The 15,357-nt window shown below is 36.3% G+C and carries 17 protein-coding genes and 1 pseudogene; all 18 read right to left on the bottom strand.

Features of this window, described 5'->3' with window-relative positions; genetic code table 11:
- Positions 1–61: 61 nt before the first annotated feature.
- Complete coding sequence (locus NST60_RS18510; protein WP_341099909.1) at positions 62–1,798, bottom strand: prophage endopeptidase tail family protein; 1,737 nt, start codon at positions 1,796–1,798, stop codon at positions 62–64.
- Positions 1,799–1,806: 8 nt separating this feature from the next.
- On the bottom strand, positions 1,807–2,625 hold the full coding sequence (locus NST60_RS18505; RefSeq protein ID WP_341099908.1) for a phage tail family protein: 819 nt from the start codon (positions 2,623–2,625) through the stop codon (positions 1,807–1,809).
- Positions 2,626–2,631: 6 nt separating this feature from the next.
- On the bottom strand, positions 2,632–6,057 hold the full coding sequence (locus NST60_RS18500) for a phage tail tape measure protein (RefSeq protein WP_341099907.1): 3,426 nt from the start codon (positions 6,055–6,057) through the stop codon (positions 2,632–2,634).
- 206 nt (positions 6,058–6,263) lie between these two features.
- Entirely contained in the window at positions 6,264–6,605 is a 342-nt protein-coding gene (gene gpG / locus NST60_RS18495; protein WP_341099906.1) for a phage tail assembly chaperone G, read from the bottom strand.
- 3 nt (positions 6,606–6,608) lie between these two features.
- On the bottom strand, positions 6,609–7,178 hold the full coding sequence (locus tag NST60_RS18490) for a major tail protein (protein WP_341099905.1): 570 nt from the start codon (positions 7,176–7,178) through the stop codon (positions 6,609–6,611).
- A 3-nt stretch (positions 7,179–7,181) separates the two neighbouring features.
- Positions 7,182–7,520, bottom strand: a complete 339-nt coding sequence (locus NST60_RS18485) for a hypothetical protein (RefSeq protein WP_341099904.1) — start codon at positions 7,518–7,520, stop codon at positions 7,182–7,184.
- On the bottom strand, positions 7,517–7,882 hold the full coding sequence (locus tag NST60_RS18480; RefSeq protein ID WP_341099903.1) for an HK97-gp10 family putative phage morphogenesis protein: 366 nt from the start codon (positions 7,880–7,882) through the stop codon (positions 7,517–7,519). The genes NST60_RS18485 and NST60_RS18480 overlap by 4 nt, the downstream gene beginning before the upstream one ends.
- The gene (locus NST60_RS18475; RefSeq protein WP_341099902.1) at positions 7,882–8,199 is read right to left on the bottom strand and encodes a phage head closure protein; all 318 of its coding nucleotides are present in this window, start codon (positions 8,197–8,199) and stop codon (positions 7,882–7,884) included. Before NST60_RS18475 ends, NST60_RS18480 begins: the two co-directional genes overlap by 1 nt.
- A gap of 11 nt (positions 8,200–8,210) precedes the next feature.
- Positions 8,211–8,513 carry a head-tail connector protein gene (locus NST60_RS18470; protein WP_341099901.1) on the bottom strand — a complete coding sequence of 101 codons (303 nt, stop codon included), beginning with the start codon at positions 8,511–8,513 and terminating at the stop codon, positions 8,211–8,213.
- A gap of 27 nt (positions 8,514–8,540) precedes the next feature.
- Entirely contained in the window at positions 8,541–8,888 is a 348-nt protein-coding gene (locus NST60_RS18465; RefSeq protein WP_341099900.1) for a hypothetical protein, read from the bottom strand.
- Between the two features lie 13 nt (positions 8,889–8,901).
- On the bottom strand, positions 8,902–10,080 hold the full coding sequence (locus tag NST60_RS18460) for a phage major capsid protein (protein WP_341100298.1): 1,179 nt from the start codon (positions 10,078–10,080) through the stop codon (positions 8,902–8,904).
- A gap of 111 nt (positions 10,081–10,191) precedes the next feature.
- Positions 10,192–10,902, bottom strand: coding sequence for a head maturation protease, ClpP-related (locus tag NST60_RS18455; protein WP_341099899.1), 711 nt, complete (start codon positions 10,900–10,902; stop codon positions 10,192–10,194).
- Entirely contained in the window at positions 10,892–12,139 is a 1,248-nt protein-coding gene (locus NST60_RS18450) for a phage portal protein (protein ID WP_445304412.1), read from the bottom strand. Before NST60_RS18450 ends, NST60_RS18455 begins: the two co-directional genes overlap by 11 nt.
- Positions 12,140–12,154: 15 nt before the next feature.
- Positions 12,155–12,361 (bottom strand): hypothetical protein, encoded by a 207-nt coding sequence (locus tag NST60_RS18445; RefSeq protein ID WP_144581591.1) that lies wholly within the window; start codon positions 12,359–12,361, stop codon positions 12,155–12,157.
- A gap of 10 nt (positions 12,362–12,371) precedes the next feature.
- Positions 12,372–14,090 carry a terminase large subunit gene (locus tag NST60_RS18440; RefSeq protein WP_341099898.1) on the bottom strand — a complete coding sequence of 573 codons (1,719 nt, stop codon included), beginning with the start codon at positions 14,088–14,090 and terminating at the stop codon, positions 12,372–12,374.
- Positions 14,090–14,593 carry a phage terminase small subunit P27 family gene (locus NST60_RS18435; RefSeq protein ID WP_144581593.1) on the bottom strand — a complete coding sequence of 168 codons (504 nt, stop codon included), beginning with the start codon at positions 14,591–14,593 and terminating at the stop codon, positions 14,090–14,092. The genes NST60_RS18440 and NST60_RS18435 overlap by 1 nt, the downstream gene beginning before the upstream one ends.
- Positions 14,594–14,684: 91 nt before the next feature.
- Positions 14,685–14,882: an HNH endonuclease gene (locus NST60_RS18430; RefSeq protein ID WP_341100293.1), complete on the bottom strand. Its 198-nt coding sequence runs from the start codon at positions 14,880–14,882 to the stop codon at positions 14,685–14,687.
- A gap of 175 nt (positions 14,883–15,057) precedes the next feature.
- Positions 15,058–15,357, bottom strand: a pseudogene (locus tag NST60_RS18425) (hypothetical protein); the annotation flags it as partial.

Here is a 15,357-nt window from a genome sequence, read left to right as displayed (position 1 = left end):
TTATTAACCAAGTTTCTTAATATTCTAGTTGTTTCTGTTCCTATTGGTCCGTATGGAAATTTCAAGTTATAACACCTCCATCTTCTAATGCTTTTAATCTATTAAGTATGTCCTGTAAATCCACTGTCTCTTCACCAACCATAATTTTGCTTAATTTTACAAAGTCGCTACTGGACAATAATCCATCTGTAGTTGCGTCTGCTAAAGCAGTAGTTATTCCAGCAACAATCTCTCTTGGATCATATCCGTCATCAAAAATGGTTCCTGCACCAATACGTACTTTATTAGCTGCCAACACACCAATTGCATAGGCTAGATTGAATGTTATATTTCCACTTAATGCAGATTGCTTAATTTGACCTGTTTTCGAATCCACAACCTTACTAACCATTTGGGAACTAGTGGACAAACTCGCAATCGTATCTGTTCCTTTTTTCTTGATGGTACCAAAAGTAAACTTAGGTGATTTGTAAGGGTCTGAATAACTTTCTTTTTCTACAATACGCAATAATAAATCAATGCCTAAAGGGTCTAAAATACAGTAAGCATAATCTAACCTGTGAATATCCGATAAGCCCATTTCCGCTAATTCTTGCGCTGTGAGCGATATTGATATATCCCAAGAATCATATAGGCCTTTTTTTATAGTATTGAACAATTTAGTTTCATCTGTGATGGTATCCGAATAGAAAGGATCTGCTTCAATAACTCCATATTCCTCAGCTAGTGGTGATGCATACTCTGTCACGCATGTATATTGCTCATCCCCCACAAGTTCCCTAAAGGTTGTAATGATGTTTCCATCTAACAAATAATTAAATGGATCATTACCTTTTGTCTTTGTATTAGGATTATCAGTATCCTTACTAAAAGTCGCTTTTACTGTGTACTCTTTACTATCCAAATCCCTAACTACTTCAATCGTTTTTTCTGTAGTTTGTTCCGAATAGGTTGTAATTGTTTTACTGGTATCGCCTATTTCGAATTTCCATTTACCGCCCATTTTATGAACGATTGTTTTAAAAGAAAAACCTGTACCAGTGAATTTGAAACTAAAAGTAGCTCCAATTTCCTTAGTAGCAGGCTTGTTTTGAGTCGGTTCTATATAATATGCTCCTGTTTTTGATTGATAAGGAATGGAGTTGTCGGAAGGAGCATCTTTATTTTCTTTTGGTTTTCCATATCCCTTAATGTAAGTAGCAAAGTTAGATGAATCAGTATCTTCACTAATGTCACTTATATTAAACTTGTGGAGGAATTGTTTATCTGTGACAACTCCTAATTTAGCAGCAATATAAACAACCTTTGCAGCATAATCAAATTCAGCTCCTAGATCACCAATCACTTGTTGATATAGTGATAGTTTGTTATCATTGCCAAAATCCTCATATTCGAGTATTTCAGGCAAATCAACTGGATTGAATACATAGGTATACCCCGTTCCTTCAAATACCATATCGAGCAAATAATAAGGCGAGAATGAACCTTTGAAAGTTTCATAAATTCTTGTTCTTTTTAAGTCATCAAAGAAACGATGATCATTGGTGCAATCAATTTTCACTCTATTACCAACTACTCTACGTCCTCTCTTGATGATAAGGAATTCTTCATTCTGATATACAAAATAATTACGTTGCTGAATCATATCAAAACCAGCTTTATTTTCTTCTGATCTCATTCCTGATACAGTAAGAGATTTTTCTCCTTGCTCCCCTTCATTTAGAGTGCAAGAAAATCCATACAAAGGCTCCATATATCCTTTTCTGTCTTTAATTATTAACAGTTCACTGTCCTTCATAATCTCACCTACTTGTACCAGAAATGAAAATCAAAAGTAATATTGAACGTACCAGTAGCTCCGGTTATCTCGAAATCATTAAAACCATTAGCTAATGTAATTCGCTTATGATTCGTATTAGCAAAAATACTCACGCCATTCTTCAAATGCCTTACTCGATTTAAAGTAATTGTGTCACTTGCATTCGTGGTTCCTGTATATTTAAATACATCGCCTGTTGTCTTATTTGTAATTTGCAGATTGGTTGAAGCACCTTTAAAAGTGATAGTTAAGGGGAAGTCTTTTGGATCCATTAATACTCCACCGTTATATACTTTAAATCTTGCTGTATTAAAGCTATAAACCAAGTCTTCTTCTAATGAAATTCCTCCACCTATTGCTTGCCATTGATCACTTCCGTAGTCGATCGGATCTGATAATGTACTGCCAAGTGAACGGCAATAAGGAGATGCTGAAAGAAACTCGATTGTAAACATCGATGTCCTAAAATCAAAATACTCAGGAGTAAATTCCGTTTCTACTTTTGCAAACCAAATCTTTCCCGGCTGCCTGCTATCGACAAGTCCGATTTCATCTTCGGTTGAGAATATCTCCATCAATTCATCAATCACTAATATTAGGTCTAGATGATCTAAAGATTTAATGTAAAACTCTGCTGTTAATTTTCTTCCTCCCCAAACTGTACCTGTGGATATTAAACCATGTTTTCCTTCCACAACTTCATAATTATTTGTTGGAGCTAAAGAAGACTTTCGAAAGCTCAAAAGTTCTACACCTAGAGTTCGGTGATCGATAGTTTGATTATTTTTTATAATTGTTAAATACATTATCGATCACCCCCTTCTATTCAATGCTCGATCAACGGCATCCTGTATCATTTCGTTAATATAATTAAATTGAACTTGAGCTAATTCATAACCATCCATGATAATTGGCGCCGGTGCAATAGTAGGTAACTTTAAGTTTTGAAGTGTTCTTACTACTTGATCAAGTTTATTCGTGACTGCCCAATTACTTGTGGAGGATGGCTGTTCCATCGTATTTAATGAATTAACAATTTGATTAGCTTGACCACGAGAACTAGCACCACTAGCATAAGCTGGCATCTTATTAAGTGCCTTTATGATGTTTTTGGATTCAGCATGTGTAAATACTTCATATCCTGCTGGTCGATTATATCTACCAAGTTCTAACCATTCCCATCGATTACCCATTTTCCCAAGTTCGAATCCTTGTTCACCAGCGATAAATGGTCCTCCTGGATGGTTATCGGTACCTGTTGCATAACCTGGTTCGGCATGATATCCACCAACAGTTTTAATGTTAACTGTTTTAGCTGTTGGATCAGAAAGCCTTCTGTAATTACCATCTAAAGCTGTAAAAACACTAACTTGTTTTCTTACACCTTCGGACAACTCTTTATTGATTGTTTGAATGCTTGGCTTTGTGGATACTTCCACATCTTTATAAACAGTCTTACCTGCAATTTCATTCATTTGGGCTAATTTCTCTTTGGCTACATCAAGTTTTCTTTGTTGTTCATTCAGATTTTCGTTTTGTTCTTTATATTCGTGAGTTTGACGACCGTTTTTCTCTCCGAACTTTTCTAATTCTGCTCGGGCTTTATCTATTTCAGCTTGTTGTTGTTTTATAGCTTCGTTCGCTTTCCCTTTTTCTGAGTTAATACCTTGCTCATAAAGAACCATTTGAGCGTATTTGTCTAGTAAGCTATTAAAAGCTTCGAGTTCTTTATTAGTGGTTTCTAAGGACTCTGATTTATTTTCAATTTGTGTTTTAATTCGATCGATTGTATCTTCATGTATTTTGTTATTTATATTTAATGCATTCTGTTCATTTATCAACAATTCTTGTTTGTTTTCAAGTTCTTCTCGTTCTTCTAGATTCGCATTAACTAACTTGCTCTTAATCTCTACTAATTCTAAATCGATTTTATTACTTCGTTCATTATTTGAAAGAATTTTTTTCTGAGTATCTTCCTGTAACTTTTTCTGCCTATCTATTTCTTTTTCAAGCTCAACTTGCTTTTTGAGATTCTTTTCTTGCTTATCCATCTCATTCGTTATTGCTTTATAAGTATCATCCACCAATAATTGACGTTCTAGGTTATTTAACTTTTTAAGTTCATCTAAAGTTTCAGCGTAGGCGTTTCCTTGTTCGGAAATTGCCTTTGCTGCATTAGGAGACTTCTCTATGATTTTGTCGTTAAGACCTAGAAATTTTTCCATTTCCTTATTGGTTAAACCAGACTTTTCGAGTAATTTAGCTTGTTCATCAGTTAATGCTTTAACAGCATCTTCACCTTTGGTGTCTTTTAACTCATCTACTATATCCATGTAGCGCAACATTTCATCAGTAGACAATTGGTTCTTTTTCTTTAACTCTTCATATTGAGCAATCAACTTGTCTGTTGAATCAATCTCTTTTTGGCGAGATTCTATGGACTTGTTAATATTTTGTACACTTTCTTTACTCGCTTTCGAAACAGCGTATATTCCAAACGCTAACGCAGCAGTACCAGCAACAGCCAAACCAACTGGACCTGTAGCTGCTCCCATCAATCCAATTCGACCCAACAAGCCTGATCCGCCAGTTCTTCCTAGTAAACCAGCAAGAGAACCACCAATCTTTATAACGCTACCTATTCCGGAAGTTAATTGACCAAGAGCAAAAGTAGCTGGTCCAATAGCTGCTACCAGAGCAATCATTTTTAAAATAGTTCGTTGTTGATCCTTGTCTAATTCACTAAACTTTTTAGCTCCGGATTCAATTTGTTTGAAAAACGGCTCAGCTGCATCGATGGCATCCATTACAGCAGGTACTAAAGCATTTCCTGTTGTGATAGCTACATCTTTAATTCGATTCCACAAAATGATTAATTGACTTTCTGTAGTGCCGTATCTCGTTTCTGCTTCTTTAGTTAGTGCATTGTTTTCTTTCCATGCATCATTTGATATTTTAACGGCATTTGTTAGGACGTCAGAAGCGCCTGATAAACGTAATAAAGTATCTTGTTCACGAATACCTTTAATTCCTAAATCAGCAAGTATTTCTGATAAGTTCTCGCCTTCTTTTGATGATTTAGCTAACCCTTTAACGAAAGATTCCATAGCTACAATAGGATCGGCATTCCATTGTTTAGCAAACTCCTTTGCAGATAAATCTGAAGCTTTAGCGAAATGCGATAACATCTTTCCATTATCCATTACTGCTGTTTGTAGTTTTTTCATAACAGTAGACATCGCAGTACCACCAGCTTCTGCTTCAATCCCAACAGATGACATCGCAGTTGCTAAGGCATTGATTTGCGCTTCTGTTAAACCAATTTGAGCACCTTGTCCAGCCAGTCTAAGAGCCATGGAGACAATTTCTGATTCAGTTGTGGCAAAGTTATTACCTAGCGCAACAATAGAAGAACCTAAACGATCAAATTCTTTTTGGGGCATTTGAGTAATGTTTGCAAGTCGTGCTAAATCAGTAGAAGCCTGTTCACTAGTCATGTTGGTAGCAACGCTTAAATCAGCCATAACACGAGTGAATCCCATGATATTTTCTGTTTTGATACCAAGCTGACCAGCCATTTCAGATATCCCTGCAATTTCTGTGGCTGCAACTGGAATTTCTTTCGCCATATTTCTAATACCTGTAGAAAGATCAGAGAATTCTTTTTCTGTTGCATCAACCGTTTTTCTAACGCCCGCGAAGGCTGTTTCATAATCAGATGCAGCTTTAAACATTGCCACACCACTAGCAACAATTGGAGCAGTTACTCTCGTGCTATACGCTTGACCAAAATTACTCATTCCTTGGCCGAACGATTTAAGACGATTGCCAGCATCATTCATGTTATTACTTAGAACATTCCACGGATTCGATTGTCGCTCTATTTCAGATGTGACACCTTGTAAAGCAGACTCTGTTCTCCGCATGTCTGCAACTGCTCGTTGGTATGCTACTTGAGCATTCTGAGTTTCCCTAGAGTTTTCTCCTGTAGCTCGTCTACTCGCTTCATATCTTCTTGCTAACTCTTGCACCTGAGCTTGTTGAACGGTTAACGTACGATTTAATACATCTGATTTAGCCCTTAATTCATTCATTCCCCGAGCGAAACCAGTACCTGATGAGGTGACGGCTTTCTGTTCGTGCTGCAATGCTTTCAGTTGCCGATTAATACCAGCCATACCTTGCTGAAACTGTGCAGAATCAAGGGATATTCTTGTACTTAATGCTCCTACTTCCATAACCGTCACCTCCTAAAATAATTTAATTTCATCAATATAGACCTTCTCTTGATCTGAATTTCCAAGTTCAAAATAAAAGTGGATGTCCATCTCATCTATTTGATTGAGAGTCCATCCACTTTTTAATAGACTTTTATATATTTCTTTAACTTTCTTCATTTCTTGTTTAGCGTTTTTAACCTGACGAGAAAATATCTCATCAGGTGTTAGGCGTTTTTTTCATTTTCGTCCTTTTGTTCTGCTGTTAATTCCTCAGGTGTTTTTCCTGTTCGAACAAATGCAAAAACGTTAATCAAGGTTCCAACCGTTTCATGAGCAGGAATACCTTCGTAAAATTCATCAACTGTAAATTGATTTTGGAATACATCACAAACGAAACCGACCAGCTCATCATGTTCCTCTACACCTAAATTGGCGTAGTTGATTGTTTCATCAAACTTCAATAGTTGGCGATAATGTTTACCATTCGCGTGAGGAATAGTAAAAATCCTTTCTTCAACTTTTATTTCACCGTCAGTGTTATTTATATTTTTAAAGACAATTTTCATAGATTAACCCTCCGGTGTTTCTTCATAGACAGATTTAAACCAATTGTCAACTATACCATCTGCCACTCCTTCTCCATCTTCATCAACTTGTGCACCAATCTTATTATCAGACTGGCGGCGTAAGAAACGACCGTTTATTGTAGGAGTTTGAAATGCTGGTGTTTCTTGTTTAGTTTCATAATTTGTTTCTGGTGGGGTAAATTTTCCTTTGTATAGCACAACATAACGATATGCTCCATTTGCCTTCTCAGCTCGGAACATCAATGCTCCATAAGGAGGACGATCATCCTCACTGTCAATTAACACACCATCACTGTTTACTTTTTTACCCAATACATAACCTTGTGTGTCTGGCGATAAATCATCAGTATTCAAACCGACATTCGTAACACCACGAGATTCAGCTGTTTCTGCTACACCATCATCAGCGCGTAAATCAGCTGTGTTAAATTGAGGTTGAACATTAGCAGTAATTGCCCGACCGACCCTTTTAGGAGTATCGTAAGTAGTACCAGTTTCATCATCAGTTAATATTTTTGCAAAATAAACATCTTTTAAGCCAACTGTAGCCATTAATTATTCCTCCGTTTCAGATATAAAATAAAAACGAAGCACCTTGTGATAGAGCTTCGTGTCTTCTTCAATCATTTCAGTTTCAAAATTCTTTTTAAATCCTGCTTGTTTCATTTTCTTCTTTGCATTTTTCACTAGAGATAAATAATTACCTGATGAAAAAATATCAATTTGGATATAATGAACATTGTTTTGTTCTTCATCGTCCGCTTCTAATCCAGCGCTTTGGTCGTATTCGAAAAATGTTATATACGTCCTTTCTGAACCTGTATAATTCAAGTAATCAACTGGAGAACCAACGTCTTTGAGAGTATTTAAGATTAATTGATTAAGATTCATCATGTACCCCTCAAACGATTACGTAATTTTTCTGCCATTGCTTGGTTAATTTTCATCTTGCTTTTATTTAATGATGGTGCCATAAAAGGTTTTGCGGGCATTTTGGATGTACCGAATTCATGCATATGACCGTAATAAGCTTTACCTTGATTGTCCACGTAAACAAATATATTTCCATCTTCTATATCTGATATTTTTATATTAGCTTTTAAGTTCCCTGTTTTCTTTGGGGCGGCTTTTTCTGTTTCTTTTTGCATAACCTCTCCACCAGCTTTTAAAGCTTCATCTCTAGCGTTTTCCATTCCCCTATTGGTACGTTCAATTTCTGCCATTAATTCTTGTAAACCCTCGAATTCAAATTTCATCAGCTCACCGCTTTCAAAATGACCGTCATGGATATGTTTAACCCGTCGTCATTTTCAATCGATTCAATTTGATGGGAAATACCCCTCCACAGCACTTGCAGATTGCTGGGGCGAACATCATCCATCAATCTCCTTTGATAACGAATCGTAAATACACGATTGTGCTGGAGATTATCTCTTGCGGCACTAAAAAAAGAACTCCCTTTCAATGTTTTTAAGGAGCCCCAAGCCGTTGTATATGTGGAAGGTTCGTCGATTGGAAAACCATCTTCATCTGTTCCGCCGGAAGGAATCTGAAAGATTAACTTTTGTTTCATGTCTCCCGGATTCATGTCCCTTCACCGCCATAGCAATACTTCAATTGACGGACAAGACTGTCTAAAGAATAAGGTATTTCATAAGAATTATTACCGATACGAAAAGACTCACGGTTATCGTACCAATGTTGGGTAAGCATGGCACAAGCTTGATTATATTGCGACATCATATCATCATTATCTGTCTTAATAGTCCCAACTTGGTTCTTAATATAAATCTTTGCTCGATCATAAAAAGCCAATAAGTCAGCTTCTTCCTCCGTCTCCAAGGGGTAATCCATCCGTAGATACCTTTTTAATTCAGCAATTTCCATGTTATCACCTCAAGAAAAAAAGGACGATTATTCGTCCTCTCTGTTTGGTGGTTCTGCTAAACCTGCAATATTGGCTTGTTCTTCAAAAAATTCAATGAGACTCTTTCTGTTTTTACCTTCTTTTTCCAACTCAATCAATTTATCGTAATCTGATTTTTTCAAACCATCGACAGTTGATTTAATTCCATCTATAGTTCCGTTAAGCGTCGATAAATACTTATCATCTTCTGTTTTGGATTCGACGATCTCATCCCCAAGCCACTTCTTACCTTGGAGTTCTTTTATGCGTTCTTGAGTACCTTCATATACAGTACCAACATTGTGGATTTTTTTCGTTTCCTTATCTCGGAAACGAACGATTACTGGTGCTTTCATCGTCTATCACCTCTTACCCTTCTGGAATTTCTACTGTGATATCGATTTGACCGTATACAACAGATTCAGTATCCCATTTAGTTACATCTTCGCGTTGAATCGCACGGAATTCAGTTGTATTTGTTCTCCACGCTTGCCCGCCTTCTTTAGTCATATCTAAAGACAGTTGTTTTCTATCCCACAATATAATCGCTTCGCTTAATAAACCAATGATAAACGGTGCTTTTCCCTCATCAGTTGGAATAGTTTTATTAGATAATACAACCACTCTACGACCAAATAAAAGTTTAGTTGTTGGGCTTTGTGGATCTGGTTGCAGAAGTGGACGATTATTTCCATCTTCTAATTGATCAAGATAGTTAAATCCATCTTGATTTGTATAAATAGTTGCTTCATTAGCAAAAGAAGGATCTAATGTAACATTTAGAGTGGTCTTAATTCCTTTATAATCAACTAAATCCTTTTTAGTTAATGTTTCAACTTGCTGTAAAATCAAATAATTATCAGTTGCTTTTGACTTTTTACCAATCCATTGGATTAAATACTCTTCAAGTGCTTGGTCGGTATCTTCTAATACCGTATTAGGGACTGGTAAGAATCCAGCATAATCCTCGATTGCATATGATAAACGATCGAACTTGGGTGATGCAATTTCTTGCATAGCATTTGGATCACCATATTCAGATAATGGAGCAAAAGGTGTGTGATCTGCACGACGTTCTAAAGTACGAGCTCCTTTATTAGTAGAGACAGGAACTACCTGAACGTACTGTCTTAAATCATCAGATGATTGACGCAGCTTGTTAATTCTAGTTTGGATATCTTCTGGAATGATATAACCGCCATCTTCACCATTACCAGCAGTGATTCTTGCTTTATATTGGTCCATAACGTCTAGTTCATCATTGGATAAAGACTGACCACGCAAAGCCTTAAAGAATAATGCTTTATATTCTGGTTTTTCTTCTTTTGTTTGTTTAGGAAGTTTAGCAGCTTTATTTTGTGGCTCAGGAACACTTAAATTCTCAAAATCCTTTTGTAAGGCAAGGAAATTATCAAGGTCAGTTTTAGCAGCTTTCGCCTCTTTCAATTTAGCTTGAGCTTCTTCATGTTTTCCTTCTTCCATCAATGCTTTGGCATCCTCTTTTAAATCAGCAACCGACTGGCGCAACTCTTGCTCTCGTTTTGTCATTCCGCCATTCATTTGAACAGTGAAAATATTTTTGTTTAGCATTAATGCTAGTAGTGCGTTAGTGAATAAAGTTTTCATAATTTCCTCCTATTTGAGCATAAAAAATAGACCTTACAATGTTAGTAGGTCTAGCTCATTTTGAAATTTTATTTTGTCAAAAGTTTCATTTTCTTGTGTTTTTTCTTTTTTGATAAGTGTTTTAGGTGTCTTTTCATATTTGTTAAGATAGTCCACCGCGGATGCAGCATAATTTTTAGCTTCTGTAACCTTTACGTTAAAGTATTTAGCTACTTCATCACCATTTAGCCACGTCTCATTTTGAAGCATATCACGGATTATATCAGCTTCTACACCTTCCACAAGATTATCTGTGTAGACATTCATCAATCCTTCTTCAAGCGCGTCTAAATCATCTGCTGCCTTTCTTAAATCGGTAGCATTGCCATACATTCCTACAAGTGGTTTATGAATCATCATAAAAGCATTTGATGGTATATGAATTTCATCCCCTGCCAACGCAATAATAGATGCAATGGAAGCAGCCACTCCGTCCACATGAACTATTTTCTTTGCCTTGTTTCGACTTAGCATATTGTAAATAGCAAGACCAGCAAAAACAGAACCTCCTGGACTATTGATGTATATATTCACTTCACTTAAATCATTAATCTGATTCAATGCATTTAATACATCTTCTGGCATTACATCCGATTCGTCCCATTTCCAATCTGTATTATTTACTATTTCTCCGTAAATATATAGATCAGCTGATGATGAAGTGAGGTTTTTCACCGTCATAAGCGACTTTTTCTTATTCTTCATTTCCCTCACCTCCTTTCAATCCAGACTTAGCAAGCTGGTACTCATCGGCAATATCGAGAGACACATGGTTAAGGTCCACACGGTGTTTATCTCCACCCTCAATACCATCCATATCCTCAAGCTCAAGCACTTTATTGATGCTAAATACACCCTTGTCTAGCATAATGGCATAGAACTCTGCTTGAGTCTTTTTGTCCGCTCGAAGTAGAGCTTCTAGATTAAATTTCAAGTAGTATCTTAACTGCTCTTTTTCTGAAAAGAGTTGGTATGAGAATTCCTCTTGATATTGCGTATAAATCGGACTTAGTACATTTCGAATAAAATCAATCGCCTGTTGTTCAATGTTAGAATGTGTAGCACGTTCCAATTCATTAACCATATGCAACGGAATATTATAAAAAGTGGCAATCTCTGTTTTATCAAACTTCATACTTTCTACAAATTGAGCATCCTTTAACGGCATGGATATACTTTGATAATCAAGTCCAGCATCAAGAATGGCGATTCGTTGAGCGTTGTTAATACCTGTATTTGCATTTTCCCATTCGGCACGTACAACTTCTTTAGCATCTCGATTAAGCATTCCAGGAATCTTTAAAAAACCATTAGTTGATACACCGTTCTTAAAAAACTTCCCTTTGAATTTTTGAGAAGCCTGTGAACTACCAATCGTCTCCCTAACTACTTGAATAGGCGATTTTCCTTTTATCCCATCTGTAGATAAGGTGGTTAGATGAATAATATCACCATACCCAATTTTTACGTTTTCTCCATTTGGTAAAACAGTGTGATACCATAATGTGTTTGTGGGAATATCAACAACAGGTTCTGTTACTGATGGATTAAGTAACCACAACGCCTTCGGTCTCCCATCCGCTCCCCAGCTGATGTTAATATAAGCATTTCCCCATAAATTTCTATGAGTCTCTATTAAATGCTTAAACTTAAAAGGGCTCTGATAAGGATTAGGGCGTTTTTCTAATAATCTAGACACTATATGGTTCTTTTCACGTACCCTCCCTGTGGAAGTCTTTTTGTACATCTGAAACGGCAATGTGGCAATACCATTTGCTAATATGTTTACACAAGCGTATACAGCTGGAACTCCCAAAGCAGAATTCACCGTGACTGTTTCACCACTAGATGCTTGATGACCAAACATCTTCAAAAACCAAGGGGCAGGATCTTTTATGTCCGTTGTTTCATTCTTGGCAGCCAGAGCACTTCGAAAAATCACAATCTCACCTCCTTTCTATCGCTTGGCTATTACTATTCCTGTGATGATGAGGACAAATCCTAAAAGATAGTTACCTGCAAGGATGTTTCCTTCCACAATTGTTATTAAATATGTGTTAACAATAATGATTACTGCCCCTGTAAAAATAAAAAAATCCTCCAACCATTGGGTGAAGAATACCGTAAAAAACAATATAAAAAATTTCTTAATAGCTTTAGCCACTATACCCCTCCTACATGCTCCAATTGTTTAAGAAATGACTGCTTAAATCTTCTGATTGTCCACTCATTGCTCTTGAAAAAGCGTTAATTATGGCAGCTATTGGATCAATACGTTCTATTGATTTTGATTTATCTAACATAATATTTTCTTGGGCATCCATTTTTGTTATGGCGTTACCAATTGCCCATGCCAATAATGGATCATCAAAATGAATAATATTCCCCGCAAGAACCATTTTTCTAAAGTCTTTAGTGGGTAGTGAAAGATGTCTAAGCATCTGTGGTATCTCTACTGTAGTAAAACCGAGCAAATCAAGGTTTTGCGCAAAATGAGAAGCATTCCATTTGTCATAATCAATCTCTTGTATTTTATATCCTTCTTCTCTCCAATTTACTATCTTTTGTTCTACAAAACTATAATCTACAATACTACCAGGCGTAGTAGTTAAATATCCTTCTCTCTCCCACGCATCAAATGGAACACGGTCTGATTTAATTCGTTCGTATAGCTCATCTTCAGGCATGAAAGAATGCTGTTTAATTACAAATTTATTATTGGGTAATGTAAACACTTTACCTAAACTCGTTAAATCCGTTGTGGCAGAAAGGTCACTTCCAATCCAAACAGGGAATTGTCGTAAATCCATTTTTACTTCTTCAACTTTTGATTTACACTTAGCCCATTTAGACATGTCCATGTATCCATTATCTTTTGCATCTACCCAAATATTCATGTTCTTCGTTAAGAAATTGCGCATCTTTTCAGGAACATCAAGTGCAGCTTTTAATTGTCTTCTTATATAATCCATTCCAGCTTCATAAGAACAAAGAATAGGATTTGCTTTTGGCCAGTTCTTTTCTTCTTTTATGTCATCACCTTTATCTAACTCATTAATCATTATGAAATATTCATCATTTTCAGTTGGATCGTATGGGTCTAAGATACGTGAAACATATTTATACTCAACTCTGTAACATGGTTTGTTTAAATCAAAACCTGCTGTAGTGATAATCATAAGTAACGGCTGCTGTCTCGCACCCATACCAGAATCGCCAATATCGTAAATTTCAGTTGTATCATGGGCATGGTATTCATCGACAAAAAAGGCGCTTGGATTCGTTCCATCGCCTGTTTTACGGTCTTCTTTACTTAATGATTTTATAATAGAACCACTCTTTATATGAGTAATAATTCCATAAGCAACCTTGAATTTATCACGGAGAAACTCATTGCCCATTATCATTGCTTCGATTTCTTCCCAAACAATTTTCGCTTGGTCTTTTTTCGTAGCAGCACAATATACCTCTGCCGAAGGTTCACCAAAAGCAGAAGCTTCATAACTTCCTGAACATCCAAGTGATTGGGATTTAGCATTTTTCCTTCCTACTTGCCAATATGCCTTTTTAAATCTTCTTAGCCTAGTCTTTTTATGGACCCATCCATATATATTACCGAAGTTAAATTCTTGGATGATATGGGGTTCAATGTGCCGTCCTGCCAAAACCCCTTTTCGGTGTTTAAATAACCTCATCCAATCTAGGAACCGCTCACCTAGAGATTCGTCAAATACATAGGGGAATTTTTTTGTTCCTTCCCTTTTTAGGTCATTTAAAAAACGGAGACATGCCCACTTGTGCTTTTTACAAGCGACTATATCTCCGTTTACTATTTGTTTACTATACAGAATCAGTCTAGCTTTAAGTCCTGGTTCAGCTGTAACATTATGCATTAGATATCACCAAACTTTTGTTCGAAGGATGATTTTTTCTTTTCTCCATCTTCGGGTTTTGGAATAACCAATTTTAAACGAGATGTAATGGACAGACCAAGTTCACTTGCTGCTCCTTTGCATTCATTAAAAAGTAAATTTTTCGTTTTCTGTAATTTTGTATATGCATCGTTTATAATCCTTTGTCCATCTACAATTTCAACTGGTTTTAAGTTTCTTAACAACTTTGTTATTTTTATATATTCACTCCTACTATCGATATACCGAGCCAGTCCGTCCACATCTAAGTTACTAAATATCTTTAATTTAATTAATTCATTCGATATTTTTTGAAATTCTTCTTTCTGTTTTTTTGTTAGATAAGAAGGAATTTCTATATTATCTGTACTACCTCTAATAGCATTTTCTTGTTCTTCCCGAGCCTTCATTTCCGCTTTTGTTAGATGATTAGAACGCCCTTTTCCTTTAATTACCTCTAATGGCTGTCTTGGTCTCCCTGCCATGTCCATTCACCTCCTTAAAAAAATATGAATAAACGGATTTTTGTGTACGGAAGGGGCGGATTCGCTTCCCGGCAAATGAATTTCAAAATAATTAACCCCGGGGGGCTGTTTTATGATGTGCGTTATGGCATGAATGGCACAAAGATTCAAGGTTTGAAAGCAATAATCGTTGATTCCAGTCTTCTTTCACTTCAATGATGTGATGGACGACGTTCGCTGACTTTAAGATACCTCGCTTCACACATCGTTGACACAGACCATTGTCACGTTCGAAAGCCAACGCACGCATGTGCTTCCATTCCTTTGATTTATAGAATGAATTGATTTCAGAATCCCTGCCATATCTATTGTAAATTTGTGTAGATTTCCTACGGATTTCTTCACCAAGCTTTTGGTGGTCCTCACAATATGTTTTATCTGTTAGCTTTCCGCATCCAATCTCTGCACATGGTCTGCGTGGTTTGCTAGGCATTGCTTCTATCAATCTCTTCTAATTCATCAGCCAATGCTTTTGCATGCTTGGAAATAACTCTTAACTTTGCAGAAAGATTATCTGTATTTGCATCAAGATTCACCGTTAAAGCATTTGAAGGCTTTTTAGTATTTTCTTTTCTATACTGTGCAGCCTTGAATATATCAACCAAAGCACCATTACAATTAGGACAGACGTTAATTTCTTTGTAGTTTTCTTTGGAACATCTGATTGTTTCTTCATTGCTGCATACTAAGCAAATGTATCTAATTCCTTGAATCACACTCATGAT

The organism is Niallia sp. FSL W8-1348, from assembly GCF_038006745.1.
GTDB lineage: Bacteria > Bacillota > Bacilli > Bacillales > Cytobacillaceae > Niallia > Niallia alba.
This window is presented reverse-complemented; position numbering and strand designations above follow the sequence as displayed.